Below are 20,057 nucleotides of genomic sequence, written 5' to 3'. Positions count from 1 at the left end.
CCCGCCAGGACTCTCCCGGTCTTCATTGCTGCTGTCCATCCAGGCGGGTCACCTGCGCCTGGCTCTGCAGCTGCTCGCACCCGCCGCCATAGCGCACGCCGCGCACCGGACAGGCATCCAGATAATCCATGCCGACTGCGAGCTTGAGGTGCTCGCTGGTGGAGCTGGTGAGGTTGGTGACGTCGAACGTGTGCCAGCGCTCCTCGATCCACACCTCGGCCCAGGCGTGCATCGCCACGTGGCTGTTGTCCTGGCTGTAGAGGTAACCGCTCACGTACCGGGCCGGCAGGCCGGCGTGGCGGCAGCAGGTCAGGAAGACATGGGTGTGGTCCTGACAGACGCCGCTGCCCGAAGCAAGTGCCTCGTCGGCGCTGAAGGTGGCATCCGTGCTGCCGGGCTGATAGGGCATCAGCACCAGGATGCGTGCCATCAGGCTCTGCAAGTCGGCCAGGGTCGGCTCCTCTGGCAGGCAGGCCTTCGCGAGATCCTGCAGGGCCGGGGTCGGTCGGGTGAGGGGGGTGGGCCTCAGGTAGCTCAGGGGAGAGATGAGGGAGGACTCCTCATCTTCCGGGGCGTCGTCGCAGATCTCCACCTCCCCGTGGGCGCGGATCAGGATCCCCTCGTGGGGGGACTCCAGGCTTAGCACATGCAGTATGTTGCCGTAACCGTCCGTGGTGCAGGTGGCCTCCCCCGGCAGCTCCAGCTCCCAGGAGAGGATCTGCTGGCGGGCCGTGCTGTGGGGGGTCAGGCGCAGGTACTGGGTGCTGCGGCGCACCACGTCGGCATAGTGGTAGCGGGTCTGGTGATCGATGATGAGTCTCATAATACCTCCAGGTAGGCGGCGTGGATGCTCTGGCCGATGGCGCCGATGTCGCTGAGGAAATCACTCAGGTACTCCTGCATGCCGAGGGCAAAGACATCGTCGATGGCGCCATAGGTCAGATGGGCGTTGAGTATGGTGGTCAGGCGCCGGGGCGTCTGACCGGCGTTGCCCTCGATCTGGGCAAGGATCAGCTCCATCTCGTCGAGACAGGCCCGCAGGGAGCGCGGCACGTCATTGCGCAGGATCAGCAGCTCGGCGATGGAGGCATGGGAGAGCGTCTTGTAGAGGGTCTGGTGGGCCTCGTAAGCGCCCACTGACCGCAACAGGGCGTTCCAGCGGTAGAACTCGCGCACGCTGTCCTCGTCCTCCCGGATCACCTGATACTTCACGGTCAGGATGCGTGCCGTGTTGTCGGCCCGCTCGATGAAGGTGCCAAGGCGCAGGAACCAGAGCACGTCACCGCGCATGATGGTGCCATAGGTGGCGCCGCGAAACTGGTGGGAGCGCTCCTTGATCCAGTCGAAGAACTCCTGGGCCTGGCCGCTGGACAGCCCCGCCTGGCGGCGTCGGCGGATCTCTATCCAGGCGGCGTTGATGCTCTCCCACACCTCACCGGGGATCTTGCCCCGCACGGCGTGGGCGTTGTCCCTGGCCATGCGCAGACAACTGAAGATGCTGCTCGGGTTCTCCTCGTCGAAGCAGAAAAATTGCAGCAGGTTCTCCATGTTCACCTGGCCGTAGCGGGCCAGGAAGGGCTCATGGGTGCCGCTGATGGTGAGAGGCGCCACCAGCTCGCTGTGATCGGCGTCGATGGAGGGCATCAGCGACATGGTCTGGGTGACGTCCAGCATGCGCGCCGTGTTCTCCGCCCGCTCCAGGTGGCGGGACATCCAGTAAAGTTCGCTTGCGGTGCGGCTCAGCATGGGCTGCCCTCCATGACCCAGGTGTCCTTGGTGCCACCACCCTGGGAGGAGTTGACCACCAGGGAGCCTTCGGTGAGGGCGACCCGAGTCAGGCCGCCCGGTACCAGGCGCAGCTCCTGCCCCGTGAGAACGAAGGGGCGCAGATCGATGTGGCGGGGGGCGATACCGGCGTCGACGAAGGTCGGGCAGGTGGAGAGGGAGAGGGTCGGCTGGGCGATGTAGTTGTCCGGCCGCGCCTTGAGCAGCTCGCGAAAACGGGCCAGCTCCTCGCGACTGGCGCAGGGGCCGATAAGCATGCCGTAGCCGCCGGCGCCATGGACCTCCTTGACCACCAGCTCCTCCAGATTGGCCAGCACGTGGGAGAGGGCAGCCGGCTCGCGGCACTGCCAGGTGGGCACGTTGTTGAGAATGGGATCTTCCCCCAGATAGAAGCGGATCATCTCCGGCACATAGGGGTAGATGGACTTGTCATCCGCCACCCCGGTGCCGATGGCATTGGCCAGTACCACGCCGCCGGCGCGGTAGACCGAGAGCAGCCCGGGCACGCCGATGAGGGAGTCCGGGTTGAAGGCGAGGGGATCGAGGAAGTCGTCGTCGATGCGGCGATAGATGACATCCACCCTTTTCAGCCCCGTGGTGGTGCGCATCAGCACCTGGCCATCCTTGACCACCAGATCCGCGCTCTCCACCAGCTCCACCCCCATCTGCTGGGCGAGGAAGCTGTGCTCGAAGTAGGCGCTGTTGAAGCGTCCCGGGGTCATCACCACCACGCAGGGGTTGTCCACAGGGCTGCTCTCGCGCAGGGTCTGCAGCAACAGGGCCGGGTAGCGCTCCACCGGGGCGATGGGCTGGTTGTGAAACAGCTCCGGGAAGAGGCGCATCATCATCTTGCGGTTCTCCAGCATGTAGGAGACCCCGGAGGGGGTGCGCAGGTTGTCCTCCAGCACATAGTACTCACCGTCGTGGTTGCGGATGATGTCGACCCCGGTGATGTGGACATAGGTGTCCCGGTGCAGGTCGACCCCCTGCATGCAGGGCTGGTACTGGGCATTGGTGAGGATCTGGGCGGCCGGGATCACCCCCGCCTTCAGGATGCGCTGATCGTGATAGATGTCGTGCAGAAAGGCGTTGAGGGCGGTGACCCGCTGGCGGATCCCCAGATCCAGGTGTTGCCACTCCCGGGCGGGAATGATGCGGGGAATGCTGTCGAACGGGATGAGGCGCTCGGCGCCGTCCCCGTCTCCGTAGACGTTGAAGGTGATGCCGACCCGGCGAAACAGCAGGTCGGCCTCCTCGCGCTTGCGCTCTATGCTCTTCTCGTCGGTCTGGTGCAGCCACGAGAGGTAGGCGTGGTAATGATCGCGAAACTGGTTGTCGGTGAGCAGCATCTCGTCGTAACAACCGGGTCCGGGGGGCTTGATGGGCAGCATAGGCAACTCCTTGTGACGTCCCTGCGTACATCACAAAGTGCAAGGGCTGTGCCAGCCAATTGAGTCGCTATCGAGGCCAGTGTCAGTAATTTTTCATTCAAAAATCATATGGATGACTTTTATGTCATCACGGGGCAAGGCAGGGCGCACCAGAGTGGTACCCCATAGAGGGTAAGCCTGCGCTATCTTGTGGCAACAGGCCATGAGGGCAAGGGACGGGCGCAGCGGGATGCGGGGGTGGAAGGCGAGCGCCCTTGCCCCGAGGTGGGGCAGGGGGTAAGAAAGAACCCGGCCGATGGCCGGGCTTTCAGGCGCAAGCCTATCCTGAGTGAGGTGTCGGTGGACTGGGTCAGCCGCGTTGGTGCGGGATCCCTGTAGCAAGGCGCATGAAGCGGTCAAATGCACGATCCGGCAACAAGCGGCGCAGGAAGATCATCGGCCTGGCCCCAAAACCAACGGCATAGCGGGTCTTGGGGCGACGGGTCTGGACCGCCTTGGCGATGGTATCCGCGATGAGTTCCGGCGGGGACTGGCGCTGGCGGCTGGCGCGTCCGATCATGGACTCCCCCATGGGGAGGGCCTGGTGACCATAAGGCCCCTCGCCGGAGACCTCGCGCAGTTTTTGCGCGGCAATGTCGGCCCACTCGGTCTTGATGCCACCCGGTTCTACCACTACTACATTGATGCCAAAGGGTTCCACCTCCATGCGAAGGCAATCGCTGATGGCCTCCAGTGCGAACTTGGTTCCGTGGTACCAGGCTCCTAGCGGGGTGTGGATCTTGCCGCCCATGGAGGTGATGTTGACTATGGTGCCAGTCTGTCGGGCGCGCATGTGGGGCAGCACCAGCTGGATGAGGCGAACGGCGCCAAACACATTGACGTCAAACTGGGTGCGACCCTCCTCGAGAGAGACTTCTTCAACCGAGCCGTAGGAGCCATACCCGGCATTGTTGACCAGTACGTCGATCTTGCCGGTTTCGGTGATGATTCTCTCAACTCCTGCCTGCATAGATGCATCCTGGGTCACATCCATGGCGATGACGCGGATCCCCGCGTCTGTCAGTCATTGCATGCGTTCGATGCGCCGCGCTGCGGCATACACGGTGAATCCTAGAGCCTTCAGTTTCATGGCGGTGGCCGCTCCGATACCGGAGGAGGCGCCGGTGACGAGCACAACGTTTGAGTTCATATGGAAGATCCTTGAGCAAAATGAATCGCATGCGAGTCCAGAATCGGCTTGCCTGCGGTATCGATACCATATCCGACCCGTGATGCCATGGTTCTGGCAAACGGCGCCATGACGCCATCGAACTGCGCCATCCCTATTGCTTTCGAGTCAGCCTGTGCGGCGATCACCGTCCTTGACCGCGGCCCTGGCGGCGGCCAGATTGGCCGTGAAGTCGACGGCGCTAAATGCCTCCCGGCTGCCAGCGACGGCGAAGGTGGCCCCGGCGAGCAGCACGCGACGGGATTGATATGGGTGGTCATGAGGCTGACCTCAGTTGAATCGATATGACTGGCGAGTGCTTTCCAGCGTCCGCCCGGTCCAATCCTGGAATGCGCGGTAGAAGGAGTTGGGATCTTCGAAGCCAAGCAGAAAGGCTATCTCCCCTCCAGACAGGGTGGTGTGCTCAAGGTAGTGGCAGGCGAGCCTTCTTCGCGTCTCGCTGACCAGGGCTCGAAAGTTTTCCCCTTCCTCTTCCAGCCGGCGTTGCAGGGTTCTCTTGCTCATGCCCAAGCGACTTGCCGCCACCTCAATGGTGGCCGAGTTGCTTGGCAAGAGCTCGAGCAGAACGGCATGCACCCGCTCCGCCGTGGTGGCGGCAGAGTCCATTTCGCACAACTGGCGACGCAGCTCGGGCTCGAAGGCTTGCCACATCCCCTCGTTGCTCGTGAGAAAGGGGCGCAGCACGTCCACGGCAGAAAACGTAATGCTGGCATGGGTTCCAAGTGTGATGGCGGTGCCGAAGAAGCGCTCGTAGCGCTGCAGTGCCTTTCCAGCAGGGAGCGCAGGCAGTGTCACTCGCACGGCACAGATCGCCTCACGTGTGGCGATCTGTGCCAGTCGGACAAAGAAGGCGAGTTCCACCACCTGCAGGGAGACCGGGACCTCGGTGTGCCCTCCTTGCCAGCGAGGGGAGAGCGTCATCTCTCCCCAGGAGCCTACCGAGATCTCGAGGCTCATGGGGGCAACGAGCGCCTTGTATTTGGCCAGCCGCTGGACAGCCCGCATCAGATCCGGGCTGCACAGGGCGGCAAACAAGGGGGGACTGAAGACTTCGCTGGAAACGGTCTCGATGAGCCGCAAGGGAAACAGGACGTCATTGGCTTCCTGCTCCAGCGCCCGCCAGAAACGGAAATACTCATCGGTGGTCAACCCATGATTCTCGCGCGACAACGTGTCTTCCGGCAGCAGTGCCCTGCGCAAGACATGCCTGGATGGCAGGCCAAGGTCTTTGAGCAGTAGCTGCCATCCGACGTCCAGGGAAAAGTGAGATTTGTGTGCCATGCGTGCGCCTTTGCCGTGCGAGGTGAAGTCAGTGCTAGCGGAATGAGGACCAGTATAGGGGGCAGGGCGAGAGCATTGACATGCAAAAGGCGCCAATGTGGTGGCATTGGATGCCAGAGACAGGCAAAACAAAAAGGCCCGATCTTGCGATCGGGCCTTTGAGGCATGGAATATGGCTCCCTCGACAGGACTTGAACCTGTGACATACGGATTAACAGTCCGCCGTTCTACCGACTGAACTACGAGGGAATTGGCTCCTCCTACTGGACTTGAACCAGTGACATACGGATTAACAGTCCGCCGTTCTACCGACTGAACTAAGGAGGAATTGCCTGTCTCGTCGAGACGCAGCGGATATTAATGATCCCCCGGACGGGTGTCAACCCGCCACTCCACGGAAAAAGGGCTTTTCGGCCCGTTTGCCCAAAACTTGGGCGCTGTGGACTATTTTCAGCACAATCAGCAGCTTGAGATGCCCTGCCTGCGGCCACGGTCGGGCTGGCGATGAAGGTGCCATCGGCCTGGAGGGGGCGAGGCAATGGATAAGCCGATCATGGCGGGAACCGATGAAAATCGGCGATGTCGCCCCTGTCGATGGGCTTGCCTCTGAGGTGTGGGGGATGCGAGGGAGGTGCCGGTTCGCGATGACCAGGGATCTATTAAAGGAATGGCAGGGAAAATCGGCGATATGCGAGCTATCGATGACAATAATGCGGGGTAATGGCCATTTCTTGATCCTGCCCATCGAATTATCTGGCCGGGTCGGGTATGGTTGCCTTCGATACCATCGCCGCGTCGACAGCTCTGCCGGCCCTTGATGATGATCGGGTGCCGGTTCACCCCGGCCTTTGTCTCCCTCTTCTGGTATTACCCTAGACATGCACAATCAAGCTTCCTTACAAGGCGTGAAGCTGGCCATCGCATTGCGCCAATCCTGCATTGACGAACCCTACAGCGTGGCGCGCTTTGGCCGCGACCTCATCGCCGGCATCACGGTCGGCATCATCGCCATTCCCCTTGCCATGGCACTGGCCATCGCCAGTGGGGTGCCGCCCCAGCACGGGCTCTACACCGCCATCATCGCCGGTATCGTGATCGCCGTGACCGGCGGCTCCCGCTTCTCCATCTCGGGGCCCACCGCCGCCTTCGTGGTGATCCTCTACCCGGTGGCCCAGCAGTTCGGGGTGGGGGGGCTTTTGATGGCCACCCTGATCTCGGGCTGCTTCCTGGTGGCCATGGGGATGGCGCGCCTCGGCCGCCTCATCGAATACATTCCGCCCTCGGTGACCCTGGGTTTTACCGGCGGTATCGCCATCGTGATCGCCACCCTGCAGATCAAGGATTTCTTCGGCCTGCAGGTGCCCGAGATGCCGGAAACCTACCTCGGCAAGGTGCAGGCGCTGGCTCATGCCCTGCCCAGCTGGCAGTGGGGGGACACCCTGGTGGGGGTGGCGACCCTGGCGGTGCTGCTGCTCTGGCCTAGGCTGCGTCTGCCGGTCCCCGGCCACCTGCCCGCCGTGCTGGTGGGGGTGGGCCTGGGCTTTGGCCTGCACCAGTTCGGGGTGGACGTGGCCACCATCGGCAGCAAGTTCAGCTATACCTTGGCCGACGGTACCCAGGGCATGGGGATCCCCCCCATCGCGCCGACCCTGGTGATGCCCTGGGCGCTGCCGGGGCCGGACGGGGCACCGGTGGAGTGGAACCTGGCCGCCATCCAGAGACTGCTGCCCGCCGCCTTCTCCATGGCCATGCTGGGGGCCATCGAATCCCTGCTCTGCGCCGTGGTGCTGGACGGCATGACGGGTCGCAAGCACAGCTCCAATGGCGAGCTGCTGGGGCAGGGGCTCGGCAACATACTGGCGCCCTTCTTCGGCGGCATCACGGCGACGGCCGCCATCGCCCGCTCCGCCGCCAACGTGCGGGCCGGGGCCACTTCTCCCATCTCCGGTATCGTCCATGCGCTGGTGGTGCTGGCCGCCATCCTGGTGCTGGCGCCCTGGCTCTCCTGGTTGCCGCTCTCTGCCATGGCCGCCCTGTTGCTGCTGGTGGCCTGGAACATGAGCGAGGCCCACAAGGTGGTGGATCTGGTGCGCCGGGCGCCCAAATCCGATGTACTGGTGCTGCTGGTCTGCCTGTCGCTGACCGTCATCTTCGACATGGTCATCGCCATCACCTTCGGGGTGATCCTGGCCTCTTTGCTGTTCATGCGCGAGATAGCCAAGATGACCAGGCTGCACAACCTGGCGGATCACAAGCGCTATGCCAGCGAGGTGTCCCCCTCGACCCTTGTCTACAAGATCAACGGGCCACTGTTCTTTGCCGCCGCCGAGCGGGTCTTTGACGAGTTGCTTGCCCAGGTGAAGGACCACAAGGAGTTGATCCTGCAAATGGAGGCGGTCTCCATCCTGGATGCTGGCGGTCTCACCGCCTTCCAGCAGTTCGCAAAACGCATGGCCAAGGCGGGGGTCCGTCTCAAGGTGGCTGAATTGCAATTCCAGCCCCTCAAGACCCTGGCGCGGGCCAAGGTGCGTCCGGTGGCGGGAGAGCTGGAGTTCTACGGCTCGCTGGAAGAGGCGATTCGAGGAGAACATTTGCACGAAGCGGTTGAAAATTGATGGAAAGGGATAGGAAATGGCATATTTTTAGTCACTTGGTTCGCTTATTGAGCAAACAGTGGCAAAAGATAAAAAATTGCATTGACCGCCTCGCGCCTATCCCTTATATTACGCCCCGTTCCAGCGCAACGGCGCAGCGAATTCGTGTTGGCTGAACACGTTAAAGCACAGACCAAAATTGGGTGCGGTGTCCGAGTGGCTGCCCACCGACGAAGTCGGCAAGATGCACGCGCAGCGTGCTCCGAAAGCCACTTCAAGCAGTGAAAATTTGGTGAGGTGTCCGAGTGGCTGAAGGAGCACGCCTGGAAAGTGTGTATACGGCAACGTATCGAGGGTTCGAATCCCTCCCTCACCGCCAAATAAAACAAAAGGCCCCGTCGAAAGACGGGGCCTTTTGTTTATCAAGGGCTGGTTTGACACTTCTCTGTGGCCGGTCTCAGACCGCTTGCTCAGGCCAGCTTCAACATCGGCATCTGTTCGCGTTTGTCACAGTGCGTCAGATGGACCCGGCTGGTCAGGCGGGTCAGCAGCTCGTAGGGGATGGTGCCTATCTTTTCGGCCACCTGTTCCACCGGCAACCCTTCCCCCCACAGCGTCACCTCGTCTCCCACCTTGTCGCTGGCCGCCGGCCCCAGATCGACGGTGATCATGTCCATGGAAACCCGACCCACGATGGGCACCCGGCGGCCATTGATCAGCATGGGGGTACCTTCGGGCGCCATGCGGGGGTAACCATCGCCATATCCCGCGGCCACCACGCCGAGGGTAGTATTTCGATCCGCCACCCAGTGTCCTCCATAGCCGACCGCCTCGCCCTGCTGGCAGGCGCGGGTGGCGATGAGCTGGCTCTTGAGATTCATGACCGGGCGCAGGTCATGGTCGGCGGCAAGCTGACCGGTAAACGGGGAGGCGCCGTAGAGCATGAGGCCGGGTCGGATCCAGTCGCTGCGCGATGCCGGCCAGGCGAGGATGCCGGCGGAGTTGGCCATGGCCCGCTCGCCCGGCAGATGAGCAGAGAGGCGGTTGAATTCCTCGATCTGCAGCCGGGTGGCCTGGGTATCCTGCTCATCGGACTGGCTGAAGTGCGTCATCAGATGGAACGGCTGCACCACGTTGCGACAATGGCTCAGCCGCTCGATGAAGGCGGGCAGCTCCAGGGTGCGCAGCCCGAGCCGGTTCATTCCGGTATCGAGCTTGAGCCACACCTTGATGGGGGCGGGCAGACTGGCCTGCTCGAGCAGTGCCAGCTGCTCCCAGGTATGCAAGGTGGTTTGCAGTTCGTGTTTCGCCAGCAGCGGCAGCGCCTCGGCACTGAAGAAGCCTCCCAGCACCAGAATGGGCTTGGTGATGGCGTTGGCACGCAGCACCAGCGCCTCCTCGACCCTTGCCACCGCATAGGCATCGGCCTGGGCGAGGGCGTGGGCCACCTGCAGCAGCCCATGGCCATAGGCATTGGCCTTGAGTACCGCGATGATCTTGCTGTGGGGGGCATGGCGGCGCACCACGGTGAAATTGTGCTGGAGTGCATCGATATCGATGCTGGCCGTAACTGTGTTCATCATGGGTCGGGTGTCTGCTCGATGAGTAGTTGGCTGATGGTTTCAATCCCGATCCGGTGATCCTGGCTGCCGGGACGAGCAAACGGGGGTCACTGAATCATGTTTTTATATGCTTTAAAATGTAAAAAGATGTTATCAGTTGTTTTTTTGTTGGTAAATTATGTGGCGAATAGGAATGCGTAAATGCGCAAAATACGGAATATTCCTCGGTATAAATTTCCCTGCCAACGCTTTCTCTGGCTCCCTATCGGGCAATATTTATCACTGGTTTTTCCCCTTAAAACGGGAGGGGGATCGAGCCGTTTTCGCACATTGTTGGCGGTTTTTCGCACCGGCTGCGTGCAGGTGGGGTTGCCGACCCCTGGCCAAGGTGCGGGGAGGGGCAGGTGCATGGCAGAGGAGAAAAGCAGGCTACCAGCTCCATGGGGGGTGAAGGTGGAACTGCCGGATTAAAGAGGGCATCTCGTCGAACCGGCGAGTGGTGTACGCCACCAAGAAAGCTTGTGGCCGGCTTGGTGGCGCACGCGGCCGGAGAGACAGGTCATCCGTGGCCAGGGATGGTGAAGCATGGATGTGGGCCGGTTAATTAAGGAAAGTGCGAACAAGTATCCCACGAACAAAAAATGAAAATTTTAGTCATTTAATATCAATGGGTTACCAGTAAATGCTCTCGTGCCATATGACTTATTCGCACCTTCCCTAGTAACGGCCTCAACGGAGCTGGTTGTCGCGTGAGTCATACTAATCGGCCGGTGAAAAAACAGAAGGGGGAGCCGTTGAAAACCGGCGCAACGTCATAAATCGGGACCTCAAGAGGGCATTTATTGTTTGGTTTTGTTAAACGATAACTGGTTATCGAATAGAAAAACCAAACAATGTGGGCCTGGTTTCTGGCCGTGCTGGCTTGTCTGGAGGCTGGTGGGGAGTGAGTTGGGGCAATCTGGGAGGGTTTCCCGGTTTCCCCGGAATTGGATTGGCAATCATGGCGTGATCTGGGTTGTGGGAAGAGGGGAAAGGGAGGTTGCCGCTCAGTGCTGCGCCCCGACCGGGGTGATGTTGGGCCGTCAGGCACTATGGCGGGATCGGCCATTGGCGCCCGGGGCCGGCTCGGGTATAGTCCTGCGCCAACAAGATAGGTTCGGATGGAGGAGTCGGCGCCGCTTCAGACAAGCGGGTCGAATCACTCCTTCGGCGCGGCTTTAAAGGATATCCCCATGAAATTCAGTCCCCTGCTCGATGAGATGATGAAGGCGCTGCAGGTCTTGCCGGGCGTGGGCCCCAAGTCGGCCCAGCGCATGGCGTTCACCCTGCTGGAGCGCGAGCGCAGCGGCGGCCTGCGTCTCGCCTCCCTGCTCAACCGGGCGCTCACCGAAATCGGTCATTGCAGCCACTGCCGCACCTTTACCGAGAACGATCGCTGCGAGATCTGCGCCAATCCCAAGCGCGAGGAGAATGGCCTGCTCTGCGTGGTGGAGAGCCCGGCGGACGTGGCCGCCATCGAGCAGACCGGCCAGTTCTCCGGCCGTTACTTCGTGCTGATGGGGCATCTGTCTCCCCTTGACGGCATCGGCCCCGAGGAGCTGGGGCTCGATATCCTGGAGCGCCGCCTGCAAGAGGAGCAGATCAAGGAGCTGATCCTCGCCACCAACCCCACCATCGAGGGGGATGCCACCGCCTGGTACATCGCCGACATGGCCCGCACCGCCGGGGTGGAGGTGAGCCGCATCGCCCACGGGGTGCCGGTGGGCGGGGAGCTGGAGCTGGTGGATGGCACCACGCTCTCCCACTCCCTGATGGGGCGTCAGCGTCTGAGCTAAAGAGGCCACGGACCCCACCCCGGCCCTCCCCTTGGCAGGGGAGGGAGCAATGGATCTTGCCCCACTCCTCCCTTTGGCAGGGGAGAAAGCAACGAACCCCGCCTCAGCCCTTCCCTTGGCAGGGGAGAAAGCAACGAACCCCACCCCGGCCCTCCCCTTGGCAGGGAAGGGAGCAATGGATCTTGCCCCACTCCTCCCTTTGGCAGGGAAGGGAGCAATGGATCTTGCCCCACTCCTCCCTTTGGCAGGGAAGAAAGCAACGAACCCAACCCGGCCCTCCCCTTGATAGGGGAGGGAGCAATGGATCTTGCCCCACTCCTCCCTTTGGCAGGGAAGAAAGCAACGGAGCCCGCCCCATGCCCCCTTTGGCAGGGGAGGGGGCAACGGATCCCACCTCATGCCTCCCCTTGGCAGGGGAGAGCAAGGCTGACCTCGCCATTGGCTCCACGCTCGATCCCAATCTGACCCTCCTCGCCAGACTGGGGATGGCAGTTCACCTCCCCCTTGTGAAGGGGGAGGCCGTGAGGGGGTTGCCTGTGTGGGCCAAGCGAGGGGCCGGTGTGCAAATTTGCTCTCAAGTTTGCACGCAAGCCCCTTGATATTTGAAAGGCCAACCCCATCTAGCTTGGGAATCTGTTCAACCCGACGTTTTGAGGACTGGTCGATGACCCAAAGTGTTCACGCCGAAACCCACGGCTTTCAGACTGAAGTCAAACAACTGCTGAGCCTGATGGCTCACAGCCTCTACTCCAACAAAGAAGTATTCCTGCGCGAGCTGATTTCCAACGCCTCCGATGCGGCGGACAAGCTGCGCTTCAAGGCGCTTTCCGATGCCTCTTTGTTCGAAAACGACGGCCAGTTGCGCGTGCGCCTGGTGGTGGACAAAGAGAACAAGACCCTGACCATTTCGGACAACGGCATCGGCATGACCCGTGACCAGGTGATCGAGCACCTGGGCACCATCGCCAAGTCCGGCACCGCCGAGTTCTTCAAGCACCTCTCCGGTGACCAGGGCAAGGATTCCCAGCTGATCGGCCAGTTCGGGGTGGGCTTCTACTCCGCCTTCATCGTGGCCGACAAGGTGACCGTGGTCTCCCGCGCCGCCGGCACTGCGCCGGAGCAGGGCGTGCAGTGGGAATCACAAGGGGAAGGCTCCTTCACCGTGGCTGACGTGACCAAAGCCGGTCGCGGCACCGACGTCATCCTGCACCTGCGCAGCGATGAAGAGGAGTTCCTGGACGACTGGCGCCTGCGCTCCGTGGTCAGCAAATATTCCGACCACATCAGCGTGCCGGTGGAGATGTTCAAGGAGGGCACTCCGGATCGGGAAGAAGACGGTGAAACCATCGTCGGCACCCCGGGGGAGTGGGAGCAGGTCAACCGCGCCACCGCGCTCTGGACCCGCAACCCGAAGGACATCAAGGACGAGGAGTACCAGGAGTTCTACAAGCACGTCGCCCACGACTTCGAAGATCCGCTCCTGTGGGGTCACAACCGGGTGGAAGGGGCCCAGGAGTACACCAGCCTGCTCTACATCCCGGCCCGTGCGCCGTTCGATCTCTACAACCGCGAGCAGAAGCACGGCCTGAAACTCTACGTGCAGCGCGTCTTCATCATGGACGACGCCGAGCAGTTCATGCCGACCTACCTGCGCTTCGTGAAAGGGGTGCTGGACTCCAATGATCTGCCGCTCAACGTCAGCCGTGAAATCCTGCAGGACAACAAGGTGACCGCCTCCCTGCGCAAGGCCTGCTCCAAGCGCGTGCTCACCATGCTCAACAAGCTGGCGAAAGAGGATGGCGATAAGTACGCCAAGTTCTGGAGCGAGTTCGGCAATGTGCTCAAAGAGGGCCCGGCAGAGGATTACGCCAACCGGGAAGAGATCGCGAAGCTCTTGCGCTTTGCCAGCACCGCTGGCGAGGGCGAAGCCCAGACCGTGTCGCTCGAGGATTACGTTGGCCGCATGAAGGAAGGTCAGCAGAAGATTTACTACATCACCGCCGACTCTTATGCCGCTGCCAAGAACAGCCCGCACCTCGAGATCTTCCGCAAGAAGGGCGTCGAAGTGCTGCTGATGTGGGAGCGGGTGGACGAGTGGCTGATGAGCCACCTGACCGAGTTCGACGGCAAGCAGCTGGTCTCCGTCACCCGTGGCGAACTGGATCTCGGGGATCTGGAAGACGACGCCTCCAAGCAGGCGCAGGAAGAGGCTGAAAAAGCCAACGCCGGTCTGGTTGAGCGGGTCAAGAAGAGCCTCGGGGAGGCGGTGAAAGAGGTGCGCGTCACCCACCGTCTGACCGACTCGCCGTCCTGCATCGTCACCGACGCCCACGGCATGAGCACCCAGATGATCAAGCTGATGCGCGCCGCCGGTCAGCCGGTGCCGGAGCAGAAGTACATCCTGGAGCTCAACCCCGACCATGCCCTGGTGAAGAAGCTCGGCACCATCGAGGATGAGAGCCTGTTTGGCGAGTGGGTCTCCCTCCTGCACGAGCAGGCCCAGCTGGCGGAGCAGGGTGGCCTCAATGATCCGGCGAGCTTCGTCTCCCGTATCAACCGTCTGCTACTCCAAGCGTGATGTGATTGTGATTGGCCCACTGCATGACAGTGGGCTTTTTTTTTGGCCGTTCCCCTCTGGTGCGCTGCTGCATTTTCAATCATTTTTCGTGGTCGTCGTCTGCGTCTTTGGTCGCAGAGACGGGGCGGGAGTGTGGTGATAATCTGGCCACTCACACGGGGCGAGCTTGTTAATACGGGCGAAAACGTGTAGTTTTTTGCCTTCTCAAGAATTGAATAACCAATCAACTAGGAGCGTGTATGCGCATTGTTCTGTTGGGAGCTCCGGGCGCCGGCAAGGGTACCCAGGCTCAGTTCATCATGGAAAAACACGGTATTCCGCAGATCTCCACCGGCGACATGCTGCGTGCGGCGATCAAGGCGGGTACCGAGCTGGGCCTCAAGGCCAAAGCCGTGATGGACGCAGGTCAGCTCGTCTCCGACGACATCATCATCGGCCTGGTCAAAGAACGCATCGCGCAACCGGATTGCGCCAACGGCTTCCTGCTGGACGGCTTCCCCCGCACCATTCCCCAGGCGCAAGCCATGAAGGATGCCGGTGTGACCGTGGACTTCGTGCTGGAATTCGACGTGCCGGACGAAGAGATCGTCAAGCGCATGAGCGGCCGCCGCGTGCACTCCGGCTCCGGCCGTACCTACCACGTGGTGTTCAACCCGCCGAAAGTGGAAGGCAAGGATGACGTGACCGGCGAGGATCTGGTGATCCGTGCCGACGACGAAGAGACCACAGTGCGCAAGCGTCTGGATGTCTACCATCAGCAGACCGCGCCGCTCATCGGTTTCTACGGCAAGGAAGCGGAAGCGGGCAACACCCGTTACGTCAAGATCGACGGCACCCAGCCGGTGGATCTGGTCAGCCAGCAACTGGCCGCCATTCTCGGTTAAGCCATTCTGGGCCGGCAGGACGCAGCCGTTCGCCGGCTGGCTACGAGAGTGAGAAAAGGGTCCATACCGGGCCCTTTCTTGCATTCCATTCCCACGACACAGAACGACAGGATGCTAACGTGACCACGAAAACCGGGATCTTGCTGGTCAATCTGGGTACCCCGGCCGCGCCGACCACGGCGGCGGTCAAGGCGTTTCTCAGCCAGTTTCTGCACGATCAGCGGGTCGTCGACCTGCCGCGCTACCTCTGGTGCCCCCTGCTTCACTTCATTATCCTGCCGACCCGCTCCCCCAAGGTGGCCAAGCTCTATCAGCAGGTGTGGACCGAGCAGGGCTCCCCCCTGATGGTCATCAGCCAGCAGCAGCGCGCGGCCCTGGAGCACGAGCTCAAGCGGGAAGGGGTCGAGGTGCCGGTGGCGCTCGCCATGACCTATGGCGCCCCGTCGTTGGCCGATGGCTGGCAGGCTCTCAAGGCCCAGGGGGTCAACCGGGTGATCCTGCTGCCGCTCTATCCCCAGTATTCGGTCAGTACCACCGCCTCGGTATTCGACGCCTGGGCCAGGGCGATGAAAACCGAGCGCAATCTGCCGGTGGTGCGGCTCATCCGCGATTACCATGCCCACCCGGAGTACATCCAGGCGCTGGCCATGAGCGTGCGTCGCCACTGGGAGCAGCACGGCCAGGGGGAGCATCTGCTGATGTCCTTCCACGGCATTCCCGAGCGCTACGAGCGGGAAGGGGATCCCTATGGTCATCAGTGCAGGCGCACCGCCGCTCTGCTGGCGGAGGCGCTGGGGCTGGCCCCGGAGCAGTGGACCGCGAGCTTCCAGTCCCGCTTTGGCAAGGAGGAGTGGCTCAAGCCCTACACGGACCTGACCGTGGCCGACTTGCCCTCTCGCGGCGTCAAGCGGCTCGATGTCATCTGCCCGGCCTTCTCGGCGGATTGCCTCGAGACCCTGGAGGAGATCCAGGTGCAGAACCGGGAGATCTTCATGGCCGCCGGTGGCGAGCAGTTTGAATACATCCCGGCCCTCAACAGCGATCAGGCCCATATCCGCATGATGGTTTCCCTCATCTGTCGCGAGCTGGCATGATGGCCGTTCTCATCCGGTGCCCTACGTGGCGGACGTTCGGATTCAACGATAAAGGAGTGTCCTGATGATGCATATCACGCTGATTTACGCCGGCCTGCTCGGGCTCTTGTTTCTGCTGCTCTCCTTCTGGGTGGTCAAGCGCCGCGCCCAGTTCAGGGTGATGATTGGGGAGGGGGAAGCCCCCGAGATGCTGGCCGCGATCCGCGCCCACGGCAACTTTGCCGAGTACGTGCCCCTCACCCTGCTGCTGATGGCCCTGTGCGAACTGGCGGGGGTCGGGGCGCTCTGGCTGCACCTGGGCGGTGTGCTGCTGGTGGTGGGGCGCATCCTGCATGCCATCGGCATCCAGATCCCCAGGGCTCCCAACATGCCGCGCCTCTTCGGCACCCTCTTCTTCTGGCTGTCGCTGGGGATGTTCTCGGTGCTGGCCCTGGTGCAGGGGCTCTCGGCAAGCTGAATGTCATCCCGCAACACCACCCCGCCACGGGGTGGTTTTTTGTGGCAGCCAAGTCAAACGTTTTCCTCGCAAACCCTTGTCTATACTGACCTCAAAATTCAATCGTGCGACTTTTCGGCGTGGTGGATTGTGTTAAAATCCCGCCCCTCTTTTCCCCAGAGCACAGAAGATTGCCATGAAATTTCCCGGTCAGCGCAAGTCCAAACACTACTTCCCGGTCGACAGACGTGATCCCCTGATCCCGCAGAACTCCCAGCTCACCGAACTGGGCAAGGCCTATGTAGTGGGCATCGATCAGACTCTGGTGGATATCGAAGCCCATGTGGATGAAGACTTCCTGAACCGGTACGGCCTGAGCAAGGGCCACTCCATGCTCATCTCCGACGAGGTGGCGGAGCTGGTCTACGACGAGCTCAAGGCCAACAACATGGTGGTGAGCGAATTTGCCGGCGGCACCATCGGCAACACCATGCACAACTACTCCGTGCTGGCGGACTCCCACTCCATCCTGCTTGGCGTCATGAGCCAGGACATCCGCATCGGCAGCTATGCCTACCGCTATCTGTGCAACACCTCCTCCCGGGTCAACCTCGACTACCTGCAGCCGGTGGACGGCCCGGTCGGGCGCTGCTTCACCTTCATCACCGAAGGGGGAGAGCGCAGCTTTGGCATCAACGCCGGCAAGATGGATCACCTGGATGTGGACCACATCCCCGAGACCATCATCAAGGAGGCCTCGGCCCTGGTGATCACCGCTTACCTGGTGCGCGGCGCCGACGGCACCCCCATGAAGGAGGCCGCCATGGCCGCGGTGCGCTATGCCCGCGAGGCCGGGGTGCCCGTGGTGCTGACTCTGGGCACCCGCTTCGTCATCGACGAGAATCCCCAGTGGTGGCGCGATTTCATCAGCGAGAACGTGACCGTGCTCGCCATGAACGAGGACGAGGCGGAGGCCCTGACCGGGATAAAGGATCCCCTCGGCGCGGCCGACAAGGCGCTGGACTGGGCGGACATGGTGCTCTGCACCGCCGGCCCCATCGGCCTCTACATGGCGAGCTACACCGACGAGGACTACAAGCGCGAGACCACCCACACCCTGCTGCCCGGCGTCATCCCCGAGTTCAACATGTACGAGTTCAGCCGCCCCATGGCCCGGGACAAGTGCCGCAAGCCTGCGCGTATCTACTCCCACATCTCCCCCTACATGGGCGGCCCGGAGAAGATCAAGAACACCAACGGGGCAGGGGACGGGGCGCTGTCCGCCGTGCTGCACGACATGGTGGCGAACGCCTACCACCGCATGAACGTGCCGAACTCCGCCAAGCATCTCTCGGAATTCCTGACCTACTCCTCTCTGGCCCAGGTGTGCAAGTACGCCAACCGGGTGAGCTACGAGGTGCTGGCCCAGAGCAGCCCGCGCCTCTCCCGCGGGTTGCCGGAGAAGGAAGACAGCCTGGAAGAGGTGTACTGGGAGCGGTGATACCTCTTCCTGTCGACCACGAGAAAGGGTGCCACTGGGCACCCTTTCTTGTTTTTGGGGCTGGATCATGTTTTTGGCATCGCTTTTGCTGACATCGTGGACAGCCCGCGTCGCGGCGGCATACCTTGTGTTAAGGATATGTAGCTGCTGCGGGGCGAGGGTATGTTGAGACAATGGAGTATCGGTCGGCGTCTGTCGCTGGTGACCCTGATGGTGCTGGCGCTGCTGGGACTGTTGCTGTTCTTCTGCCTGCAGATCTATCAGCAGGGGCTGATGGGTGAGAAGAGCCGCCAGACCCAGGCCCAGGTGGAGACCGCCTACAGCCTGGTGGCGGGGCTGGAAGCCAGGGTGCGCAAGGGGGAGCTGGACGAGGCGAGCGCCAAGGCCGAGGCGCTGGCGCTGATCAAGGGGTTGCGTTACGGCAACGATGACTACTTCTGGATCAACGACAGCCACCCCACCATGGTGATGCACCCCATGAAACCCGAGCTGGACGGCAAGGATCTCTCCGGGGTGGAGGACAAGCAGGGGCTCAGGCTGTTCGTCGCCTTCGCCGATCTGGCCCGGGCCCAGGGCGCGGGGGAGGTGGCCTACTACTGGCCCAAGCCGGGGGTGGACGAACCGGTACGCAAAATCTCCTACATCAAGCGCTTTGCCCCCTGGGACTGGATCATCGGCACCGGCGTCTATGTGGACGACGTCGAGACCCAGTACCGGGAGGTGCTGCACACCCTGCTGGGGATCGGGCTGGTGCTGGCCCTCCTGCTGTTTGCCGTGGTCGGCCTCATTGTGCGCAGCATCGTCGTGCCCCTCTCCCGCTCGGTCTCGGCCCTTGGCAACATCGCCAGGGGGGAGGGGGATCTGCGGGTACGTCTGCCGGAGTCGGGGCGTGACGAGCTGAGCCAGCTCAGCATCAACTTCAACCTCTTCGCCAGCCAGATGGCGCAGCTGGTGGCCCGCAGCCAGCAGATAGCGGATCAGAACCGGGTGCATGCCCACCAGCTGGCCGAGGTGGTGGAGCGTACCGGCGCCATCGTCACCGGCCAGGAGCAGGATACCCTGCGGGTGGCCAGCGCCATGGAGCAGATGACGGTGAGCAGCCGCGAAGTGGGCCAGCACGCGGCCCAGGCCGCCGACGCGGCGGACTCGGCCCTCAATCTGGCCCAGCATGGCCGCGAGGTGGTGGTCCAGACCCGGGAGTCCATCAGCCAGCTGGCGGACGAGATGGTGGAGACGGTACAGGCGGTGAGCCGCCTCGAGCAGGAGACTCAGCAGATTGGCTCCGTGCTCGACGTCATTCGCGGGGTGGCGGAGCAGACCAACCTGCTGGCCCTCAACGCCGCCATTGAAGCGGCACGGGCCGGGGAGCAGGGGCGCGGCTTTGCGGTGGTCGCCGACGAGGTGCGTACCCTGGCGACCCGCACCCACAGCTCCACCGACGAGATCCGGCAGATGATCCAGCGGCTGCAGGAGGGGGCCGGCAAGGTGGTCAGCGGCATCAGCCAGTTGCAGCAGCTCTCCCGCGCGACGGCGGACAGGGCCGGCGATGCGGATGTCGCCATCAATGCCATCGATGGATCCGTCCACACCATTACTGCCATGAATGGGCAGATTGCCACGGCGGCGGCGGAGCAGAGCCGGGCGGCGGAGGAGATCAACCAGCGGCTGGTGGCCATCACCCAGCTGGCGGCGGATGCCCTGGCCCAGAACCGGCTGACCGAGCAGGCATCCGGGCAACTGGCGCTGGCCTGCGACGAGCTGGGGGCCCTGGTGGCGAAATATCGCATCTGACGGCCTTTCTCCCCGCTTTTTCGGGATAAGGCTTGAGTCTGGGGGGCTTTTGGGACACCATCTGCCCCATTCTCGGCCAGCCTGGCCGACAGCCTGC

14 protein-coding genes, 3 tRNA genes and 1 pseudogene are annotated in these 20,057 nt (G+C 62.4%); 9 read left to right on the top strand and 9 right to left on the bottom strand.

Going from position 1 to position 20,057, the window contains the following annotated elements:
* Nucleotides 1–22: 22 nt before the first annotated feature.
* The 8 genes and pseudogenes from J9893_RS12760 to J9893_RS12725 form a co-directional block, all read right to left on the bottom strand.
* The gene (locus J9893_RS12760; protein WP_010674395.1) at nt 23–823 is read right to left on the bottom strand and encodes a transglutaminase family protein; all 801 of its coding nucleotides are present in this window, start codon (nt 821–823) and stop codon (nt 23–25) included.
* Nucleotides 820–1,746: an alpha-E domain-containing protein gene (locus J9893_RS12755; protein ID WP_041212880.1), complete on the bottom strand. Its 927-nt coding sequence runs from the start codon at nt 1,744–1,746 to the stop codon at nt 820–822. The genes J9893_RS12760 and J9893_RS12755 overlap by 4 nt, the downstream gene beginning before the upstream one ends.
* Nucleotides 1,740–3,176 (bottom strand): circularly permuted type 2 ATP-grasp protein, encoded by a 1,437-nt coding sequence (locus J9893_RS12750; RefSeq protein WP_041212881.1) that lies wholly within the window; start codon nt 3,174–3,176, stop codon nt 1,740–1,742. Before J9893_RS12750 ends, J9893_RS12755 begins: the two co-directional genes overlap by 7 nt.
* 349 nt (nt 3,177–3,525) lie before the next feature.
* A pseudogene (locus J9893_RS12745) lies at nt 3,526–4,365 on the bottom strand (oxidoreductase).
* A complete protein-coding gene (locus J9893_RS21970; protein ID WP_257707510.1) occupies nt 4,362–4,496 on the bottom strand; it encodes a hypothetical protein in 135 nt (44 codons plus the stop codon). The pseudogene J9893_RS12745 and the gene J9893_RS21970 overlap by 4 nt, the downstream one beginning before the upstream one ends.
* A gap of 178 nt (nt 4,497–4,674) precedes the next feature.
* On the bottom strand, nt 4,675–5,685 hold the full coding sequence (locus J9893_RS12735; protein WP_041212882.1) for an AraC family transcriptional regulator: 1,011 nt from the start codon (nt 5,683–5,685) through the stop codon (nt 4,675–4,677).
* A 173-nt stretch (nt 5,686–5,858) separates the two neighbouring features.
* Nucleotides 5,859–5,934, bottom strand: a tRNA-Asn gene (locus J9893_RS12730).
* A 2-nt stretch (nt 5,935–5,936) separates the two neighbouring features.
* Nucleotides 5,937–6,012 (bottom strand) — tRNA-Asn (locus J9893_RS12725).
* A gap of 551 nt (nt 6,013–6,563) precedes the next feature.
* Here J9893_RS12725 and dauA point away from each other — a divergent pair.
* Together dauA and J9893_RS12715 are read left to right on the top strand one after the other, a co-directional pair.
* Complete coding sequence (gene dauA / locus J9893_RS12720) at nt 6,564–8,300, top strand: C4-dicarboxylic acid transporter DauA (protein WP_041212899.1); 1,737 nt, start codon at nt 6,564–6,566, stop codon at nt 8,298–8,300.
* 270 nt (nt 8,301–8,570) lie between these two features.
* Nucleotides 8,571–8,658, top strand: a tRNA-Ser gene (locus J9893_RS12715).
* Nucleotides 8,659–8,749: 91 nt separating this feature from the next.
* Here J9893_RS12715 and alr read toward each other — a convergent pair.
* Nucleotides 8,750–9,862: an alanine racemase gene (gene alr, locus J9893_RS12710; protein WP_171865750.1), complete on the bottom strand. Its 1,113-nt coding sequence runs from the start codon at nt 9,860–9,862 to the stop codon at nt 8,750–8,752.
* A 1,211-nt stretch (nt 9,863–11,073) separates the two neighbouring features.
* On the opposite strand from alr, the gene recR reads away from it, so the two are divergent.
* The 7 genes from recR to J9893_RS12675 all read left to right on the top strand — a co-directional run bounded on the left by recR (nt 11,074) and on the right by J9893_RS12675 (nt 19,960).
* On the top strand, nt 11,074–11,676 hold the full coding sequence (recR, locus tag J9893_RS12705) for a recombination mediator RecR (RefSeq protein ID WP_010674419.1): 603 nt from the start codon (nt 11,074–11,076) through the stop codon (nt 11,674–11,676).
* Between the two features lie 664 nt (nt 11,677–12,340).
* The gene (gene htpG / locus J9893_RS12700) at nt 12,341–14,254 is read left to right on the top strand and encodes a molecular chaperone HtpG (RefSeq protein ID WP_041212922.1); all 1,914 of its coding nucleotides are present in this window, start codon (nt 12,341–12,343) and stop codon (nt 14,252–14,254) included.
* Between the two features lie 239 nt (nt 14,255–14,493).
* Nucleotides 14,494–15,138, top strand: coding sequence for an adenylate kinase (gene adk, locus J9893_RS12695; protein ID WP_010674422.1), 645 nt, complete (start codon nt 14,494–14,496; stop codon nt 15,136–15,138).
* A gap of 119 nt (nt 15,139–15,257) precedes the next feature.
* Nucleotides 15,258–16,232 carry a ferrochelatase gene (gene hemH, locus J9893_RS12690; protein WP_010674423.1) on the top strand — a complete coding sequence of 325 codons (975 nt, stop codon included), beginning with the start codon at nt 15,258–15,260 and terminating at the stop codon, nt 16,230–16,232.
* A gap of 64 nt (nt 16,233–16,296) precedes the next feature.
* Nucleotides 16,297–16,689, top strand: a complete 393-nt coding sequence (locus J9893_RS12685) for an MAPEG family protein (protein ID WP_041212923.1) — start codon at nt 16,297–16,299, stop codon at nt 16,687–16,689.
* A 175-nt stretch (nt 16,690–16,864) separates the two neighbouring features.
* Entirely contained in the window at nt 16,865–18,169 is a 1,305-nt protein-coding gene (locus tag J9893_RS12680; RefSeq protein WP_010674425.1) for an inosine/guanosine kinase, read from the top strand.
* Nucleotides 18,170–18,331: 162 nt separating this feature from the next.
* Nucleotides 18,332–19,960: a methyl-accepting chemotaxis protein gene (locus tag J9893_RS12675; protein WP_234924001.1), complete on the top strand. Its 1,629-nt coding sequence runs from the start codon at nt 18,332–18,334 to the stop codon at nt 19,958–19,960.
* Nucleotides 19,961–20,057: the final 97 nt, after the last annotated feature.

Source organism: Aeromonas sp. MaB10011B (assembly GCF_017939325.1).
GTDB classification, from domain to species: Bacteria; Pseudomonadota; Gammaproteobacteria; order Enterobacterales; family Aeromonadaceae; genus Aeromonas; species Aeromonas caviae.
Note: the sequence above shows the minus strand (reverse complement) of the source record. Positions and strands in the feature narration are given on the sequence as shown.